General features: G+C 56.1%; 17 protein-coding genes. 7 read left to right on the top strand and 10 right to left on the bottom strand.

Annotated features, from left to right (window positions below; translation table 11 throughout):
• Positions 1 to 128: 128 nt before the first annotated feature.
• The 3 genes from HZS52_RS00165 to argA all read left to right on the top strand — a co-directional run bounded on the left by HZS52_RS00165 (position 129) and on the right by argA (position 3,612).
• Positions 129 to 809: a TIGR00153 family protein gene (locus HZS52_RS00165; protein ID WP_009286796.1), complete on the top strand. Its 681-nt coding sequence runs from the start codon at positions 129 to 131 to the stop codon at positions 807 to 809.
• Positions 810 to 819: 10 nt separating this feature from the next.
• Complete coding sequence (locus tag HZS52_RS00160; RefSeq protein ID WP_022519938.1) at positions 820 to 2,085, top strand: inorganic phosphate transporter; 1,266 nt, start codon at positions 820 to 822, stop codon at positions 2,083 to 2,085.
• Between the two features lie 213 nt (positions 2,086 to 2,298).
• Entirely contained in the window at positions 2,299 to 3,612 is a 1,314-nt protein-coding gene (gene argA, locus HZS52_RS00155) for an amino-acid N-acetyltransferase (RefSeq protein ID WP_161463348.1), read from the top strand.
• 31 nt (positions 3,613 to 3,643) lie between these two features.
• Here the strand turns inward: argA and HZS52_RS00150 are convergent, their stop codons facing one another.
• Together HZS52_RS00150 and HZS52_RS00145 are read right to left on the bottom strand one after the other, a co-directional pair.
• Entirely contained in the window at positions 3,644 to 4,201 is a 558-nt protein-coding gene (locus HZS52_RS00150) for a carboxymuconolactone decarboxylase family protein (protein ID WP_190373946.1), read from the bottom strand.
• 60 nt (positions 4,202 to 4,261) lie between these two features.
• Positions 4,262 to 5,587, bottom strand: a complete 1,326-nt coding sequence (locus HZS52_RS00145; protein WP_190373945.1) for an aspartate aminotransferase family protein — start codon at positions 5,585 to 5,587, stop codon at positions 4,262 to 4,264.
• 162 nt (positions 5,588 to 5,749) lie between these two features.
• Between HZS52_RS00145 and HZS52_RS00140 the strand changes: the two genes are divergently transcribed.
• The gene (locus HZS52_RS00140) at positions 5,750 to 6,637 is read left to right on the top strand and encodes a MurR/RpiR family transcriptional regulator (protein ID WP_190373944.1); all 888 of its coding nucleotides are present in this window, start codon (positions 5,750 to 5,752) and stop codon (positions 6,635 to 6,637) included.
• A gap of 210 nt (positions 6,638 to 6,847) precedes the next feature.
• On the opposite strand, the gene HZS52_RS00135 is transcribed toward HZS52_RS00140, so the two are convergent.
• Entirely contained in the window at positions 6,848 to 7,702 is an 855-nt protein-coding gene (locus HZS52_RS00135) for an SDR family oxidoreductase (protein WP_088700682.1), read from the bottom strand.
• Between the two features lie 424 nt (positions 7,703 to 8,126).
• On the opposite strand from HZS52_RS00135, the gene HZS52_RS00130 reads away from it, so the two are divergent.
• The gene (locus HZS52_RS00130; RefSeq protein WP_022519932.1) at positions 8,127 to 8,270 is read left to right on the top strand and encodes a hypothetical protein; all 144 of its coding nucleotides are present in this window, start codon (positions 8,127 to 8,129) and stop codon (positions 8,268 to 8,270) included.
• Between the two features lie 88 nt (positions 8,271 to 8,358).
• Here HZS52_RS00130 and HZS52_RS00125 read toward each other — a convergent pair whose 3' ends face one another.
• The 7 genes from HZS52_RS00125 to HZS52_RS00095 all read right to left on the bottom strand — a co-directional run bounded on the left by HZS52_RS00125 (position 8,359) and on the right by HZS52_RS00095 (position 15,250).
• A complete protein-coding gene (locus HZS52_RS00125; protein WP_190373943.1) occupies positions 8,359 to 9,318 on the bottom strand; it encodes a hypothetical protein in 960 nt (319 codons plus the stop codon).
• A 52-nt stretch (positions 9,319 to 9,370) separates the two neighbouring features.
• Complete coding sequence (xseA, locus tag HZS52_RS00120) at positions 9,371 to 10,720, bottom strand: exodeoxyribonuclease VII large subunit (RefSeq protein WP_190373942.1); 1,350 nt, start codon at positions 10,718 to 10,720, stop codon at positions 9,371 to 9,373.
• A 92-nt stretch (positions 10,721 to 10,812) separates the two neighbouring features.
• Positions 10,813 to 11,637, bottom strand: coding sequence for an ABC transporter permease (locus tag HZS52_RS00115; RefSeq protein WP_190373941.1), 825 nt, complete (start codon positions 11,635 to 11,637; stop codon positions 10,813 to 10,815).
• Positions 11,638 to 11,646: 9 nt separating this feature from the next.
• Positions 11,647 to 12,711 carry an extracellular solute-binding protein gene (locus tag HZS52_RS00110; RefSeq protein WP_152618889.1) on the bottom strand — a complete coding sequence of 355 codons (1,065 nt, stop codon included), beginning with the start codon at positions 12,709 to 12,711 and terminating at the stop codon, positions 11,647 to 11,649.
• Positions 12,712 to 12,720: 9 nt separating this feature from the next.
• Complete coding sequence (locus tag HZS52_RS00105; RefSeq protein WP_190373940.1) at positions 12,721 to 13,746, bottom strand: ABC transporter ATP-binding protein; 1,026 nt, start codon at positions 13,744 to 13,746, stop codon at positions 12,721 to 12,723.
• Complete coding sequence (locus tag HZS52_RS00100; protein ID WP_190373939.1) at positions 13,743 to 14,534, bottom strand: ABC transporter permease; 792 nt, start codon at positions 14,532 to 14,534, stop codon at positions 13,743 to 13,745. The genes HZS52_RS00105 and HZS52_RS00100 overlap by 4 nt, the downstream gene beginning before the upstream one ends.
• Before the next feature lie 68 nt (positions 14,535 to 14,602).
• A complete protein-coding gene (locus tag HZS52_RS00095; protein ID WP_190373938.1) occupies positions 14,603 to 15,250 on the bottom strand; it encodes an SLOG cluster 4 domain-containing protein in 648 nt (215 codons plus the stop codon).
• A gap of 111 nt (positions 15,251 to 15,361) precedes the next feature.
• Between HZS52_RS00095 and HZS52_RS00090 the strand changes: the two genes are divergently transcribed.
• Both HZS52_RS00090 and HZS52_RS00085 read left to right on the top strand, forming a co-directional pair.
• Positions 15,362 to 16,138 carry a DeoR/GlpR family DNA-binding transcription regulator gene (locus HZS52_RS00090; protein ID WP_190373937.1) on the top strand — a complete coding sequence of 259 codons (777 nt, stop codon included), beginning with the start codon at positions 15,362 to 15,364 and terminating at the stop codon, positions 16,136 to 16,138.
• 162 nt (positions 16,139 to 16,300) lie between these two features.
• Positions 16,301 to 16,813: an opioid growth factor receptor-related protein gene (locus HZS52_RS00085; RefSeq protein WP_190373936.1), complete on the top strand. Its 513-nt coding sequence runs from the start codon at positions 16,301 to 16,303 to the stop codon at positions 16,811 to 16,813.
• Positions 16,814 to 16,831 lie beyond the last annotated feature (18 nt).

The raw sequence follows: 16,831 nt of genomic DNA, 5'->3' as shown, positions 1-16,831 counted from the left end.
CACCTCGTTATCGTGACATTTAAATGAATATTTGATTACATTTGTGAACTTTTCATGACGGCGGCAGGCGCACTCTTTATACTGGCGCCGCCATTTCCAGGCTCCCCGAAAACAGGCTAAAAGGCATTATGGTTACCTCCAATCCTTTTTCTTCGATGTTTGGCCGCTCGCCATTCCAGCCGTTATTGGCCCATATCGTCAAGACGAATGAGTGTGCCGATCAGCTGTTGCCGTTTTTTGAAGCAACCCTGGTTGATGACTGGGACAAAGCGGCTGAGCTGCGCGAAAACGTCACCCGCCTAGAGCATGACGCCGATACGCTGAAAACAGAACTACGGTTGAACCTGCCCAACACCATGTTTCTTCCGGTGTCGCGCTCCGATCTGCTTGATCTGATCAGCGTGCAGGACAAGATCGCCAACAAGGTGCGTGACATTACCGGCATTATGCTGGGGCGTAAAATGCGCGTGCCGGATGAGCTGGCCGCGCCGATGCGCGACTACATTCGAACCAGCGTTGCCTGCGTGGCGCAAGCGCGTCAAGCGCTAGAAGAGCTCAAGGATCTGCTCGAGTCCGGCTTTGGCAAAAATGTCTCGGATGTGATGCAGAAGATGATCCGTGAGCTGCACACTCTCGAACACCAAGCCGACGACCAACAGATCACTATTCGCCGCCAGCTGTTCAAGCTTGAGAGCCAGCTACCGCCAGTGGACGTGATCTTTCTCTACAAGATCATTGAATGGGTTGGCGAACTATCCGACCGCGCCGAGCGCGTGGGTAGCCGTCTGCAGATCCTGACTGCCCGCTAAGGGGACTTTCATGCTGATTATTGCCCAGCACGGTGAAATTTTTATCATCCTGGCCTGTTTGTTTGGCTTTTTCATGGCCTGGGGCGTTGGCGCCAACGACGTGGCCAATGCCATGGGAACCTCGGTGGGGTCGAAAGCGATCACCATCAAACAGGCTATCCTGATTGCGGTCATTTTTGAATTCCTGGGTGCCTGGCTAGCCGGTGGCGAAGTTACCAATACGATCCGTAAAGGTATTATCGACCCCGAACTGCTACAGGACGACCCACAATTGCTGGTCTACGGCATGCTGGCAGCACTGCTGGCGGCGGGAACATGGCTGCTGGTGGCCTCCATGAAAGGCTGGCCGGTTTCCACGACGCACTCGATTGTCGGCGCGATCGTAGGCTTTGCGGTTGCAGGGCTAGGCCCTGCTACGGTGGACTGGGGTGCGGTAGGCAAGATTGCCGCCAGTTGGGTGGTCTCCCCCTTGTTGGCAGGTACCATCGGTTTCGTGCTGTTTAAATCGGTACACCACCTGATTTTCGAGGACGCCAACCCGTTCACGGCCGCCAAACGCTACGTACCCGGTTATGTGTTTCTGGTGGGCTTCATCGTTTCGATGGTCACGCTGACCAAAGGGTTATCTCATGTGGGGTTGGATCTAACCTTCAATCAGAGCCTGTTGCTGTCGATCCTGCTGGGCCTGGTGATTATGGGCATTGGCCTGATCATGCAGCGGCGTATCAAGTTCGAGCACAATACCAACGACCACTTCGGCTATGCCAACGTTGAGCGTGTGTTCGGCGTGCTGATGATCTTCACCGCCTGTGCCATGGCCTTTGCCCACGGCTCCAACGATGTGGCGAATGCGGTTGGCCCGCTGGCAGCGGTGATCAGTGTGGTGCAAACCGGCGGTGAAATTGGTGGTTCCGCACTGGTGCCCTGGTGGGTACTCGTATTGGGTGGAGCTGGTATCGTAGTGGGCTTGGTCACCTACGGCCATAAGGTCATCGCTACCGTGGGCACCGGTATTACAGAGCTGACCCCCAGCCGTGGCTTTGCCGCTACCCTGGCGGCAGCCACCACGGTGGTGCTGGCCTCGGGCACTGGCCTGCCGATTTCCACCACCCACACCCTGGTCGGCGCGATTCTTGGGGTGGGGCTGGCACGCGGCATGGCGGCATTGAACCTGCGGGTCATCGGCACGATTGCCATGTCATGGCTGATCACACTGCCAGCAGGCGCTGGCCTGGCGATTCTGTTCTTCTTTATGTTCAAGGGCATGTTCGGCTAACGAATAATAAACAGCACTTGTAAACGTAGTACGCCAAGGCTCGAAAGGCTTTAGAAGCATCTGAGCGATAAAATCACAGCGGCATCTTCATGTTTATCTGCATTAGATCGAGCAGATTTGCATTTGAAGGTGCCGCTGTTTTTCGTGCTCTGGTAAAGTAACTGGAGATTGTTTTTGAGATTGTTTCTTTCACCTGCTGCCGGAGAGCGGCCCTTGGATACGCGCTTCCCCTTTGTTGATTGGTTTCGTAACGCTTCCCCCTACATCAATGCCCACCGGGGGCGAACCTTTGTCATCTTAATTGAAGGCGAAGCCATGGCGTCTGGCCGAGGGGAGCAACTGATTCAGGATTTAGCGCTGCTGCATACCCTGGGCGTGCGTTTGGTTGTCGTGTTCGGCATTCGCCCCCAGGTGCATGAAGCGTTGACTGCCGCTGGCGTAGAGCCCACGCGCATCGATGGCCGCTGGGTCGCGGATCGCGCGGTGATGGCTCACGTTGAGCAGGTAGCTGCCCACCAGCGGCTATGGCTGGAAGCGCGGCTCTCCCTTGGCCTGCCCAGCACGCCGCTGCACGGTGTGGAATTGAGCGTGATCTCCGGCAACCTGGTGACCGCCAAGCCATTAGGCGTGCGCGAAGGGGTGGATTTCGACCACAGCGGCGAAGTACGCCGGGTGCGTGCCAGCGCCATTGAAGGCCTGCTGGAAAAAGGCTCGCTGGTACTGCTGCCGCCGCTGGGGTTCTCCAGCACCGGCGAGGTGTTTGATCTGGATGCTTCTGAAGTCGCCCAGCACGCCGCCGTGGCGCTAAAGGCCGACAAGCTGATTCTGCTTGGAGAATCCGAAGGCTTGGAAGATGAGCAGGGCGCGCTGCTGCGCCAGCTTTCCCCGGCGGAGGCCGAGCCGCGTTTAAGCGCCGCAGTGCCAGGTAGCGAGCTAGCCCGCCACTTACAGGCCGCCTGCACCGCCGCACGGGAAGGCGTGGCGCGCACGCACCTGCTTTCCTGGCGCAACCACGATGCCCTGCTGGGTGAGTTGTTCACCCGCGACGGCGTGGGCACCATGATTACCCAGCACCGCTACGAACAGCTGCGCCCGGCCACGCTCAACGATGTAGCGGGCTTGCTGGAACTGCTGGAACCGCTAGAGCGCCGAGGTATGCTGGTGGCGCGTTCAAGAGAGCGCCTGGAGCACGAAATCGATGACTACATGGTGATCGAGCGCGACGGTATGGTGATTGGCTGCGCCGCGCTGCATGTATTTACTGATACCAGCATTGCCGAACTCGCCTGCGTGGCGGTGCACGACAGCTACCGCGGTGGCGAGCGGGGCGAGCGCCTGGTGGAGGCCATGGAGCGCCGCGCCCGCCAGCGCGGTTTAACTGAAATCTTCGTGCTGACGACCCACACCGCCCACTGGTTTGTGGAACACGGCTTCCGCGCCGCCAGCCTGGAAGACCTACCCCCGCTGAAACGCGAAACCTACAATCACGCCCGTAAATCGAAGGTGTTGGTTAAGCAATTAGCGTAATTCGCTTATTAGCAGATCTGGATTAGCTGGTTTAACGCGGCATTAGCGAAAACAGCTCCGGCTGTTTTTGCGCTTCTTGTTGAATAGTGTCGTCAATCGGTGTGTCGTAGGTTTTGAGCAGGTAACCGAGCACCGAATAGAAACCCACCATGGCGATCAGGTCGATCACTGCCTTGCGCCCGATTGCCTCGGCAAGTTCTGCTTCCTGCTCCTTGGCCAGCATGCGCTCATCGAATAACGCATCCACGGCGTTGACGATAAGACCGTCAACGCCTTCGGGAGTACCGCGAATAGCAGTGATCCGGTGTTCGGAGAATCCCAGGGCGAGTGCACGACTAACATGATGGGCCCACTCGTAGGCAGAGCCCATACGTAAACCCGCGCGTAAAATCACCACTTCGGTCAGTTCAGGGCCTAACGCATTCTCCTTAACAACGTGTTGGCGCAAGGGCGCCCAAGCTCTAAGCAAGGCCGGGTGATTGGCCATGGTGCGGTAAACGTTGAGTGCGCCAGCAAAGCCCTCGCGTAAATCAGTGATCTCCTCAGGCCAGTCGGCGTCGGAAATAGGCGGGCAGGGAGAAGAGGGCATGGGTGGTCTCCGTTCAGATAGTTATTCAGGTCGTAATTCAGATCGTTGTTGATTGTGTCATCACTCTGCGATGGCGGCGGTTATGGCCCCGGCAATACGCTCAATGATCAGGTCTGCTTCGTCAGGCGCAATGATATAGGGCGGTGCCAGCAAGATATGGTCGCCATAAATGCCATCAATAGTGCCGCCCATCGGGTAGCTGATCAGGCCACGCGCCATGGCCTGTCGCTTGATCTTGGCGTAAATCTTTCTAGCCGGATCGAAAGGTGTTTTGTTTTCCCTGTCCGCGACAATCTCGATACCGCGAAACAAGCCCCTGCCGCGAATATCGCCCACATGGGGGGATGCGCCGAGCGCCGCTTCAAGGCCGCTCTGTAACCTCGTGCCCATGGCATTGACGTTCGCCAGCGTCTCCGGCCGTGCAATGATCTCAACCACTTTGTTGGCGGCCGCGGCGGCGACAGGATGGCCCAAATAGGTATGTCCATGCTGAAACAGCCCAGATCCATTGGCGAAACTGGCGTAGATGTTGGCCGATAGCATCACCGCGCCGATAGGCTGATAGCCGCCGCCCAAACCCTTGGCGATCGTGATGATATCCGGGACTACCCCATCTTGTTCGCAGGCGAAGACTGTGCCGGTTCTTCCCATGCCGCACATCACTTCGTCGAGGATCAGCAGTACGCCGTATTTATCGCAAATGCTACGTACGCGTTTGAAGTAATCCGCCTCAGAAGCGACCGCCCCTAAGGTGGCACCGACGACGGGTTCGGCAACGAAGGCCATTACCTCTTCAGGGCCAAGTTCGAGAATCTTTGCCTCAAGCTCCTCGGCAAGCCGTGCCGCGTAGGTCTCGGGCGTCTCATCGGTGGCCTTGTCGCGATAGGCATAGCAGGGCGATACATGGTGGGTTTCTGGCAGGATGGGCTGAAACTGCTGGCGCCGCATGGCATTGCCACCGGTTGCCAACGCGCCGATGGTATTGCCGTGGTAGCTCTGGCGTCTGGCAATGATATGCCGTCGCTGGGGCTGATTAATCTCTACAAAGTACTGCCGGGCCATTTTCAGCGCCGCTTCGACGGCTTCTGACCCACCCGACACCAAGTAGACGTAATCCAGCCCTGCGGGGGCTAAATCCACGAGCTTTTCGGCAAGTGCTTCGGCGGCATCGGTAGTGAAAAATGAGGTGTGGGCGTAACAGAGGCTATCGATCTGCGCGCGCATGGCGGCGAGCACTTCCGGATGGGCGTGTCCTACGCTGGTGACCGCAGCGCCTCCCGAGCCATCCAGATAGCGGCGCCCCGTGGTATCCGTGATATAGACGCCCTGTGCCGACGCAGCATGAGGTAGCTGCGCGCCGATACTGCGGTGAAGAATACGCGTCATAGACTTTTCCCTCATTATCAAACGGTGAGTAATTCATATGACAATGAGATTGGCACATTCACAAAGATGTTTGCAACAAATAAATCATTTAAATATAGTGTGAAACATTAAAATCATTTGTTCACAGAGCCAACCGACTATTTCTTCACAGAGCTAACTACTATGCAGCCGAGCGATTCCCTAAGAGAGCAGATTATTGCCCAGTACGATGCCATGTCTGCGCAGCTGCAGCAGGCCGCTCGCTACGTGCTTGAGCATCCGGAGGAAGTGGCGCTGGTGTCCATGCGCGAGGTGGCGCGCCTAGCGGGTGTGCAACCCGCCACCATGACACGGCTTGCCAAATTCTTGGGGTTGCCAGGGTACGACGAACTTCGGGCGCAGCATGCGGCGGCATTGCGTCAGGGGAGCGATGGCTTTGCGGCCAAGGTTCGCCAGCGGGTAGATGAAGGCAGTGAAAGGGGAGCCTGCGATACCGCTTCGCATATGCTTCAAGGGCTGAGTGCCCAGCTTGCTAAGCTCTGCGAGCCCGATTCACTACGGCAGCTGGAAGCCACCGCCACTAGGCTGAGATCAGCGAGAAAGGTATACGTGCTGGGTTTACGTTCCTGCCATGCCGTTGCCTGGCATTTCCATTACGTGATGACCCTGCTGGGCGAGCGCTCGGTTCACCTGGATGGGCCTGGGGGAACCGGCGGAGATGGACTAATTCGTGCCACATCTGAGGATGTATTGCTCGTTATCTCCATCAAACCTTATGCAACAGGGACGCTGGAACTGGCCCAACTGGCAAAAGATAAGGGGGTGGGGATTGTTTCCATCACCGATAGTGAAGTGTCGCCGCTGGTGGGGATGTCAGCGCAGACGATTCTATGCCCCACGGAAACCGATAGCTTTTTTCACACGCTAACCCCGGCATTAGCCGTCTCCGAAGTGCTGTGCAGTTTATTGGCGGAATTCGATAGGCCTAAGACGCTAGACGCTTTGCAGCAAGCGGATGAACACCTCTCGCATCTCAATACGTATGCGACGGCTATCCCCAGGCGGCAGTGAGAAGCGAGGCTTATTGACCCAACATTACTGTCAGATAAATCCTTCGATAATTACCGAGCGGTAATTATCAGTCGTCTCGTCGGGTTATTAGGATTAAATATTCCCGAGCGGGAATATTTTGGGCTGCCGTGATTTTATGCACAGTGTTCCAACAAAAGGGTGGCTCAAAGCCACCCCGGGAATGCGCGCTATATCTTATATAAGAAACGCTTAGGTATTTAAGATAACGCCGCCATTCAGGTGCATGGTCTGGCCACTCATGTAGGAGGATTCCTCACTGGCCAAATAGACATAGGCAGGGCCCATTTCGCTGGGCTGCCCGGCGCGTTTCATGGGCACCTGGCCGCCGAATGACGCTACCTTCTCATCTTCAAAGCTGGCGGGAATCAGCGGGGTCCATACCGGCCCTGGCGCTACGGCATTCACGCGAATGCCACGATCCATCAGCGACATAGCCAACGAACGCACCAGCCCCTGAATAGCGCCCTTGGTGGCGGTGTAATCGATCAGCGTGTCGTTGCCCTTAAAGGCATTGATCGATGATGTGGCAATAATGGTGTCACCTTCGCTGAGATGCGGCAGGGCTGATTTGGTGAGATAGAAGTGGCTGAAAATATTGGTCTGGAAGGTGCGCAGCAGTTGATCATCGGGGATCTCGGTAATGTCGTCCCAGTCGTACTGCTCGGCGGCGTTATTGATGACGATATTGATCTTACCGAAGTGGTCGAGGGTGCGCTTGACGATCTCACGGCAAAACGCTGGCGCTGCCACATCGCCTTTCAAAACCAAACAGCGACGGCCTTCGGCTTCCACCAGCCGCTTGGTCTCTTCCGCATCTTTGGTTTCTTTAAGGTGCACGATCACGCTGTCAGCACCTTCGCGGGCATAGTGAACGGCGACTGAGCGCCCTATGCCGCTGTCGCCACCGGTAATAATCGCGACCTTGTCCAGTAACTTATCGGCGCCCCGGTAGCTTTCACGGATGTATTCGGGCTCCGGGCGCATGGCGTATTCATCACCAGGCTGTTTATCCTGGTGCTGGGGTGGTTGGTGTTGATCACTCATGTGCGGTCACTCCATTGTTGGCACAATTTGGTTTGCACATACGGTTAGTTATCGTAAAACATCACTTACTAACCACTGTTCAGGCCCTCGTATCCTCGAGTACCTTCACGCTGTAAACGTAGACCAAGGTAGTAACAACGGCAAACCAGGAAGCGAACGCTGAGCAATAAAACGGTTGGTCATGCAGAGAAATGATAGTGGCAGGTTATTGATGCTATCAATATTGCTAATGTAGCTGCTATAAAGCTATTTACTTGTTTTAAGTGTTTGTTTTAAATATTGTTTAATTGCAGTTATGTCGTGGGTGCTTATGAGGGTGAATTGCAAGTTGAAGGGGAAGGGCTACAGTTAAGTCAGCCAGGGATAGGAGGCACCACGAACGCCTCCCACTCTTTCGCTCACCCACTACGGTAAGGAAGAAGCGATGACTCAAGTTCCCGATAAAGACCAGAAAGCCCCTAAAGAGAAGGATGACCACCATGATGAGGCCAATCCGATGCCGGATACTCATCATGTAAACCCGGAGTCCGATGACGATAAAAAGTCAGGCAGGGATACCAAGAAATAAGCTATGCAACATTGTTTCTATGCAGAATTGTTTAGGCCAACGCTAAACAATAAAGGCGCTACTTCCGGTAGCGCCTTTTCTGTCAGTGTTAAACCTCTATGTTAATAGAGGACGTTGATACGGCAACGTCACCTAGCGAGGTAGGCAGCAACTGACCCAATGAGGAGTAGAGGGCGTCAGAAGTGGATGCTGCAACCGCTCGATCAGTCTTTTCCATTATGTCTTCAGCTTTCTTTAGCTCACGACGAGCTTCTTTATCTTCTTCATTCAGCCGAACCTTAAGTTCGTTAACTGCTTCGCGCAGCGCTTTTTGGGCGTCAGTCAGTACGCCGCGTAGTGCGTGTTCACTAGCGCTGGGGCCATTGGATTTCGAGCGGTTGTCTTCATTCTGAATGAGATTGGGTAGGCTTGGTAATACGCCGAGCTCGGTGGATTCATCGCCTTCAGGCTCGCCCGCTGCCTTCTCGGCCTCTTGCTCAGCAGCCTTTTTAGCATCATCTTCGGCTGTTTCCGCACTGGCTTCGGCTTGCTGCGCGTCACTGGAAACCGTTACCTGGGCGCTCTCATCGCCACCCGCCTGGGCCGCGGCTGAGTCGGCCCCGTTGGCTTGGGCCTCGGCCGGTTGAGCTGCTGTCGTGGGAACTGCTGGCGTTGCAACCACGGACGGGATTGCGGTCATGCCAGCACCACCGCCACCTTGATTGTTCAGTAGCTTAGCCGCACCGGCAAGCTCACGGGCGATGCTCTTGAGCTCCTTGGCCATGTTTTTAAGCTGTTCAGGAGAGGCGAAGGCCATCATGGCTTTCAGCATTTCAATCCGCTGACGCAGGAAGCCCACTTTATCGGTGGCCTGCTGCTGGGAGGCTTCCTTTGGCGTAGGCAGCGACGCCAAGCTTTCCAGCGCTTCCTGCTGCTTTTTAAGACGCTTTGTGAACGGGTCGTCTTCAGCAGACTCGCTCTTTTGGGGGGCGACGCGGGTAGGCGTTAAAAACTGCGGCTTATCTTGGCGCTGATTAATTAGTGTAAAAGACGAAAATCCAATCTTCATGGCGGTATCCTCTCCTCATTGTTAGAAGATATCGGCCATTTAACTTAGGTCTTTAACCCCCGGACTTTAAACGCCGCTTAACTTCCACGCTTAGCCTGCCTTCACCTAGCTTCAGTTTCAGCTTCTGGCCGGGCTGGGTATCTTCCGCGCGGCGAATGATCTGCCCCTGCTCATCCTGGGCAATTGCATAGCCACGCCCCAGCACCGCTAGCGGGCTGACCGCGTTTAACTCCCGTGCGGCGGCTTTCAAGCGTGCCTGTCGGCTCTCCAACTGGCGCTGCATCGCACTCCCCAAACGGCGCTGTAACTGGCTCACGCGTTCGCTTTCTGCGCGATGCAACCGCGCCATATCCTGGCTGGCCAAGCGCCTGCTCAGCTGTGTCACCTGGGCTTTCTGCTGGCCGAGCGTTAACTGCATGGCGCGATTCAAGCGCTGATCAAGGGCGGTTAAGTGCTGGCGCTGACGGTTGAGCTGTTCGCCGGGGTGGCGCAGCTTGGCGCGCAGGGTATCCAGCCGCTGGCTGTCGCGCTCCAGGCGGGCCTGCATCGCCCTCTGCAAACGGCTGTGTTGATGTTCAAGCTGGCGCTTAAGGGTGTGTTGGTCGGGAACCAAGCGTTCGGCGGCGGCCGATGGGGTGGGCGCGCGCATGTCTGCGGCAAAATCCGCCAGGGTGATATCCACCTCGTGGCCTACCGCCGACATCACCGGTAGCCGGGAGTGAAAAATCGCCCGCGCCAAGTGTTCGTTATTGAACGCCCAGAGGTCTTCCAGGCTACCGCCACCGCGAGTGATCAGAATCACGTCCCGCTCAGGGTCTAGCCGCGCCTGACGGTTAAGCAGCGCCAGCGCTGAAATCATCGCCGGGGCGGCTTCGGCACCTTGAACGGGCACCGGAATCAACGTCACGTCCGCCAGTGGCCAGCGCGCTTCCAGCACCGCCAGCACATCACGAATGGCTGCCCCGGTGGCGGAGCTCAAAATCAGCAGCTTACGGGGTGGGAAGGGCAGCGGCCGGGCATTGGCAAACACGCCTTCGCCTTCCAACTGCGCTTTTAAGCGCTCAAACGCCGCCAGCAGTTCCCCCAGGCCTGCCGCCTGCACAGCATCGGCAATTAGTTGGTAGTCGCCGCGGGGCTCGAACAGCGACACCCGCCCGCGCAGCTTGACCTGATCACCGTCGCGCATCGGCGCCGAAACAAACCGCGCCCGCTGACGAAACAGCGCGCAGCGGATCTGCGCTCGGTCATCCTTCAACGTGAAATAGACATGCCCCGACGCCGGGCGTGAGACATTAGAGAGTTCGCCCTCCACCCACACCTCGCCCACATCGCGCTCAAGGGTCTGCTTGGCGCGCTGGTTGAGTTGGCTGACGGAGAGCGTTTGGGCGGGTGTTTGGGTCATGGCGGATATCTGAATGCAGGGCACTGTAGCCTAGCATCAAATACTAGCGCTCATCGAATATAGAGCGGGGCAAATTCGTTGCCCCGCAAGCGCTATCGATGCTGAGAACGTCGACGAATCCATTCGCCGGGAAGGGTTAGCAACAAGCAGCAACACATCATTAGCAGCGCAAGAAGAGCAACAGAAGCCATATCAGACCCTGCGTCGGAAATATTGCTGTAAAGCAGGAGCGGTAGCAGGTTGATCTGTGAACCGGTAAGCGCCAGGGCCGTACCATAGGCGCCAAAAGCTACGGCAGCACAAGGGCTCCAGGAGGAGATCAACGCAGGCAGTAACGGCGGTAGGTACACGTCACGAATTTGCTGCCACCGAGAGGCACCAAAGCTTTCGGCCATCACCAGCTGGCGGCGGTCAAGCCCTTGAACCACCGGTAGCATCAGTAACACCACGCGGGGTACCAAGAAGTAGGCATACACCAACACCAATCCCTGTGGGGTATACACAAAGCGGCCAAACCATGCCGGGTCTACGCCCAGCGATGCCAGGGACAGGGTGATAAAGCCTGCCCGCCCCAACAAGAGGATAAAACCATATGCCACAATCAAGCCGCTGAAAATCAGCGGGAGAGAGATCAGCCAGAGAAGAAAAAAGCGTCGCCGTTCCGGCTGATGATAGAGAAACTCGGCAATCACGACACCAACGATGACCGACAAGAGCGCAGTGCTCATTGATAAAGCAACGCTGGTTATTAAGCTTTTAAACACCAGCCCTTCGTCAAGAAGACGAGCACCCGTGATCAAAGGTGACTCAAGCGCTGCAATGATCAGCAGTGTCAGCGGCACCATAAAAAACAGCGTGTAAATAATGCCGCTGGGTAGAACCAGCGGCAAAACGCTAAAAAAGCGCAGGCGAGGCATGGCGTGGCCTTATTGATTAAGGACGTGCTGAGTCCACTGGTGGCTGAGGTCAGCGCTAATGCTTGACGCTTTTTGCACATCCAACGGGCGAATCTGCGGCGCCTCTACCAGCGTGTCGGGCAGCTCGATATCTCCATTGACAGGGCGAACAAATCCTTCCGCAAAGGTACGTTGACCCTCGTCCGACATCACATAGTTCAGCCACAAGCGCCCGGCATTAGGGTTTGGCCCGTTCTTAACCAGCGAAATAGCATACGGCGCTGCCACTGAAGCCTCTTCAGGGATCACCACCGCAGCGTTGTCGCCCATGCCATCGGTAATGCTGGCTTTTAGACCGTCGTTTTCATAGCCGATCCAGATAGGAATTTCACCGCGCACGAACTGCGCATAGGGCGTGGTACCAACCACACGGGCAACATTACCGATGCGGCTCAACTCCGCGAGATAATCGATGCCCGGCGTTAAATTATCGAGATCGCCCCCCATCGCATAATTGGCCGCCAGAGTTAGGACTTGGCCTTGCCCGGTCGAGCGCGGGTCAAGGTACACAATGCTGTTACGGTACTGCTCATCGAGCAGGTCTTCCCAGCTTTGCGGTACTTCATCGACTAACTGCGTATTAACGATAAAGGCCACGTTCAAGGAGTGGATCGTGAACCACTCACCCGCGTCTGCTTTGAAGACATCGGGAATGCTGTCGAAATTGATGGGAGTAAAGGGGCTTAGCAGCTCTTTTTCATAGGCATTAATGGCGGAAGAAGCGTAGTAGTAGGCGGTATCGGCCTGGGGGCGGTTGCGGGCCTGCTCCAATGCGACCACGGTGGCACCCGAGCCCAGGTCGTTAAAGACAATCTGAACGCCGGGGTAGCGCTCTGTGAAACGATTGAATTGGCTTTGCCAGTTGGCCCAAGTTGGGCCGGTATCAAACGATACAACCAACCCCTCTTCCTGAGCAGCTTCGTAGAGTTCTTGTTCGCCATCGTAGAACTCCGAATCCAGCGTGTTGGCCGCATACGCCGATAAAGGCAGCAGGCTGATGGCCGACAATAGGCAATAAGCGAAAGAGCGTTGCATGATGGTACCTCAGCGGTTGAAGAGATGAATGTGAGTGGGGGGGAGCGCCACGTGAGTGATGTGATCCGGCATTGAAGCCGACTCAAGCGACAACGTGGTAGTGCCGCAGAGAAGATACTGACGTTGCTGGGCGCCCAGAAACTGCCTCTCTATCACCGTGGCAGGCGCCTGGTTAGCGATATCGCTAGCTGGGTTAATAATGGCTTCGGGACGAATCATGGCGCGCACAGTTTGCCCCTCAGTAAAGGCGTGTGGTGTCACTTCCAGGATGCCCAGGTCGGCGGTTTGAATGCGCTGCGAATCGAGCACCTGAGCGTCGATAAAGTTGGTGCGACCAATGAAACGTGCCACGGCTTCACTAACAGGCTGCGTGTAAAGCTGGTGGGGCGCGCTGTGTTGAAGGAGCTTGCCCTGTTCAAGCACTGCAACGTGATCGCCCAGCATCAGCGCTTCTTCTTGATCATGGGTGATCATCAGCGTGGTGACGCCGAATTGACGCTGTATATGCTTGAGCTCCTGGCGCATCGACTCCCGCCGGGAAGCGTCGAGCGCCGAAAACGGTTCGTCGAGCAGAAGGGCACGGGGCTCGAATACCAGCGCGCGTGCAATGGCCACTCGCTGCTGCTGGCCACCGGAAAGCTGGGATGGATAGCAATGTTCCAACGCCTCAAGGCCTACATCATGGAGGATCTTGCGGGCGCGTCGGTGGCGCTCTCCCTGGCGAACACCTTTAACCTTAAGCGGGTAGGCGACGTTGCCAAGCACTGTCATATGGTTGAAAAGCACATAATCCTGCAGCACGATTCCCAGCCCGCGCTCGCCGCATGAGAGCTGGGTAACATCCTGATGATCAAGTAGAACGCGCCCTTGAAGCGGGGTGAGGAAGCCCGCGATAAGCTGTAAAAGCGTACTTTTTCCCGATCCGCTGGCACCCACCACCACAAGAAATTCGCCCGTTTCTACCTGCAGGTTGATGTCGTGAACACCCACGCTGCTATGGGGGTAGTGGAACTGGATGTTTTCTAGCGCAATCATTGCGGTAACTCCCGGGAAGAGGATCGGCCCAGCCGCCACTGCACCAGGGTGGAAAACAGCGAGAACAGCAGTGCGAGTGAAAGCAGGAAAAGCGTTGCGGCGCAGGCGAAGCCCGTCGTGCGGTAAAACGCTTGGATCAACACCACTGGGTAGGGCTGGGTCATAAAACCTGAAATCAGGTTGCTCAGCTCAAACTCGCCAATGGACAGCGCCGCAACCGTTAAGCTGCCGGTGAATACCGAGCGATATACCAGTGGCAAATAGAGGTGCACAAAACGTTGCCACTCGGCTGCCCCAAGGGACTGGGCCATGCGTTCATACGCCTTGAGGGGAGAGGCCTCGATATCGGCATATACGGTGTAGAAAAGGTAGGGAAACGTCACCACCACATGGCCTGCTACCAGCAGCCAGGGGCTACCCAACCAGGGCAGCATGGCGGTACTAAAGGCCAAAATGAAAGCAAAGCCTATGACCAACTGGGGAACGGCTACTGGCAGCATGACCAGAAGGCGCGTGATGCTCTGCGCCACGGCAGGGAACTTGAGCGTGACGCCATACACCAGTGGTACGACGAGTAATATATTGATCAGGCAGGTGGTCAAGGCCAGCTTGAAGGTCGTTACCATCGCATTTCGATAGGTGGCGTCTTCCCATACCGTGATAAACCAGCGCCAAGTTAGCCCCTCAGGTAGCAGCGTGTTGCTCCAATGATCACCGAAAGCGCCTATAAGCAGGAGTACGATAGGGGCCAGCAAGTAAACCAAGTAACCATAAGTGATCAATCGCATGTCTGCCCCCTAACCACGATTAAATATAAATGACCATAATGTAAGAATTTGATCGTTTGTTGATGTATTCATGACGGTTGTGTGACTCCCCATAGGTAGGAAGCCGTGAGGCGCAGGGCTTCCTCTACGCTGCTGACAGGTGTAATGCCTTCAGCAGTGGGGGCGTCCGGAAAGGTGAGTACAGGCTTGTCAAAATGGCGGCCAAAGGCCACCTCGGTGTGGGTGCCCAAGCTTCCGCCAACGGCGATCAGCAGCACACTGGCTCGGGCGATAAGCACGTTGCGTGCCTCGCCCAAGCCGCTGGCAATAGGTAGGGTAACCCAAGGATTGGCAGCCTCTGCGTGGGTATCGGGAAGCAGGCCGATGACCTCGCCTCCTTGAAGTGCGGCTCCCTTGCTGGCCGCTTCCATAACGCCGCCCCGGCCACCGCATAACAGCGGAATGCCCAGCTCGGCCAGCCCCGAGCCTAAGGCATAGGCTATTTCAAGCTGGCGCTGGGTGGCCTCGCGAGGCCCAATCACGCCCACCGGAGGCCGCTGCATCGGCGTATTGCTGTGCTTCAGTGCAATCAGTGCTTCGTGAGGCAGGCAGGGGGATTGCAGTACAGCTGGCCAGTCGGCCTTGCCAAGCGGACGCATTTTGGGCGACAGAGGCTCATCTGCGTGCGTCATGATACGCTGGCATTCATCAAGATAAATTTGTAATGTCTGAGTCATGTTTTGATCAAAATGTAAGAATTTGATCGTTATGGTCGCGCCCCGCTGTGTCAATTTGATGACGGACGGTCGCAAGGCCGGATTTTTTTATCAGGGGATTGTTTGTTACCGATGACTGACCTAGCGCATTTGAACCCACGCCATCGCGAGCTAATTGCCTTGGTTGAATTGCATGGGCATGCCTCGATCGAATTTCTTGCCCAGCGACTCAACTGCTCCGCTCAAACCGTGCGGCGCGATATTCGTAAACTGTGTGACGCTAATGTGCTGCAGCGTTTTCGGGGCGGGGCCCGGATCGAAAAACCCCAGGTGAGGCTCGGCTACGCCACCAAACAGGATTCGCAGCAGGTAGAAAAGGGGCGTATGGCGACCCTGGCGGTATCGCAGTTGCAGGAAGGCGAGGCGCTGTTTCTGGATACGGGCACAACCTGCGATCACGTTGCCCGCGAGCTGTTGAACTACCGTAAAAGGCTGCACGTGGTCACCCATAATTTAACGGCCGCGCTGACGCTCGCTGCCCAGCATCAGTTGTTGGATATTCATGTGGTGGGCGGAAAGGTGGCGGGGCGGGATGGCGCGTTGACTGGGTCGCGCACCATCAAAGAGCTGGCCAGCTATCGGCTGGATGTGGCGATGATTGCTGTTTCGGGCATAGATGCTGAGGGCTATCTGCTCGACTTCGACAGTGAAAAAATACAAGTAAAGCAGACCATGATGCGCCACGCAGGCCGTAAAGTGCTGCTGATGGGATCAGCGAAATTATGTCAGCGCGGTATCCAGCGTGTTGCTCATCTTGATGAGTTTGATCAAGTGATTTGTGATGTACCTGCACCCGAAGAAATTCAGGCGCTCATGACCTACCCTGAGTGTTGGCAAGAAGCTTTATAGGCTCGCTGGTTGAGTTGGCTGACGGAGAGGGCAGTGGGCGTTGGTGCTTTCATTACTATCCCTTGCTTTAGGGAATCCGGGAATCTTTACAGCTAGTCGCGTAAAGTGGTGTCGTTATTTCAAAGTATCATTGTATGACCGAGGGAATCACGAGGAAATGCTATGAGCCACCAGCTTACACCGCTGATCGCTTTTTACCGTGGCGAGGCACCGGATCATAAAGGGCGCTATATCAATGCCATCTGGGCCTTATCTCACTTCTGGCTAGAGCATACCCATGATTATATTCAGTGGCTTTTTCCCATTCCCGAGGCTGGCCGTTTTAACGGTTTTGCTCCGCGACTGACTGATGTCGAGCGTGAAGTATTTCACGACGATAGTGCGTTACGCGAGCAGCAGCGCGTGTCGCTGGATGTGATGCTAAGTTTTTTGGGTTTAACTCGGGATGGGCTCACCATTACTGCCCAGCCGAGCCTCAATATCCGCGAGCATATTTGGCTCAAAGCAGGTGGGCATAATCACCTGCGTATCTCGAGGATGATTCGTTCGTTGGCACTTTGTCACCAGTACGATCTGGCGCTAGCTTTACAGGAAGCGGTGATACGTATTGGTACCGAGCAGGGCATCGTTTCGGATGCCTCGATCCAGTATTGGAGCGAGGCGCATAAAGAGTAGCCTGTATTATTCGGATGT

Source organism: Vreelandella titanicae (assembly GCF_014697095.1).
Lineage (GTDB): Bacteria > Pseudomonadota > Gammaproteobacteria > Pseudomonadales > Halomonadaceae > Vreelandella > Vreelandella titanicae.
The sequence above is the reverse complement of the archived record's forward strand: the minus strand, read 5'-3'. Positions and strand labels throughout refer to the sequence as shown.

Excerpts from the sequence above, each read along its gene's own strand:
- HZS52_RS00100 (WP_190373939.1), bottom strand. The coding sequence starts at position 14,534 with ATGCGATTGATCACTTATGGTTACTTGGTTTACTTGCTGGCCCCTATC.
- HZS52_RS00125 (WP_190373943.1), bottom strand. The coding sequence starts at position 9,318 with ATGAAGATTGGATTTTCGTCTTTTACACTAATTAATCAGCGCCAAGAT.
- HZS52_RS00145 (WP_190373945.1), bottom strand. The coding sequence starts at position 5,587 with ATGACGCGTATTCTTCACCGCAGTATCGGCGCGCAGCTACCTCATGCT.
- HZS52_RS00105 (WP_190373940.1), bottom strand. The coding sequence starts at position 13,746 with ATGATTGCGCTAGAAAACATCCAGTTCCACTACCCCCATAGCAGCGTG.
- HZS52_RS00165 (WP_009286796.1), top strand. The coding sequence starts at position 129 with ATGGTTACCTCCAATCCTTTTTCTTCGATGTTTGGCCGCTCGCCATTC.
- HZS52_RS00090 (WP_190373937.1), top strand. The coding sequence starts at position 15,362 with ATGACTGACCTAGCGCATTTGAACCCACGCCATCGCGAGCTAATTGCC.
- HZS52_RS00160 (WP_022519938.1), top strand. The coding sequence starts at position 820 with ATGCTGATTATTGCCCAGCACGGTGAAATTTTTATCATCCTGGCCTGT.
- xseA (WP_190373942.1), bottom strand. The coding sequence starts at position 10,720 with ATGACCCAAACACCCGCCCAAACGCTCTCCGTCAGCCAACTCAACCAG.
- HZS52_RS00135 (WP_088700682.1), bottom strand. The coding sequence starts at position 7,702 with ATGAGTGATCAACACCAACCACCCCAGCACCAGGATAAACAGCCTGGT.
- HZS52_RS00130 (WP_022519932.1), top strand. The coding sequence starts at position 8,127 with ATGACTCAAGTTCCCGATAAAGACCAGAAAGCCCCTAAAGAGAAGGAT.
- HZS52_RS00140 (WP_190373944.1), top strand. The coding sequence starts at position 5,750 with ATGCAGCCGAGCGATTCCCTAAGAGAGCAGATTATTGCCCAGTACGAT.
- HZS52_RS00095 (WP_190373938.1), bottom strand. The coding sequence starts at position 15,250 with ATGACTCAGACATTACAAATTTATCTTGATGAATGCCAGCGTATCATG.
- HZS52_RS00150 (WP_190373946.1), bottom strand. The coding sequence starts at position 4,201 with ATGCCCTCTTCTCCCTGCCCGCCTATTTCCGACGCCGACTGGCCTGAG.
- HZS52_RS00115 (WP_190373941.1), bottom strand. The coding sequence starts at position 11,637 with ATGCCTCGCCTGCGCTTTTTTAGCGTTTTGCCGCTGGTTCTACCCAGC.
- HZS52_RS00110 (WP_152618889.1), bottom strand. The coding sequence starts at position 12,711 with ATGCAACGCTCTTTCGCTTATTGCCTATTGTCGGCCATCAGCCTGCTG.
- HZS52_RS00085 (WP_190373936.1), top strand. The coding sequence starts at position 16,301 with ATGAGCCACCAGCTTACACCGCTGATCGCTTTTTACCGTGGCGAGGCA.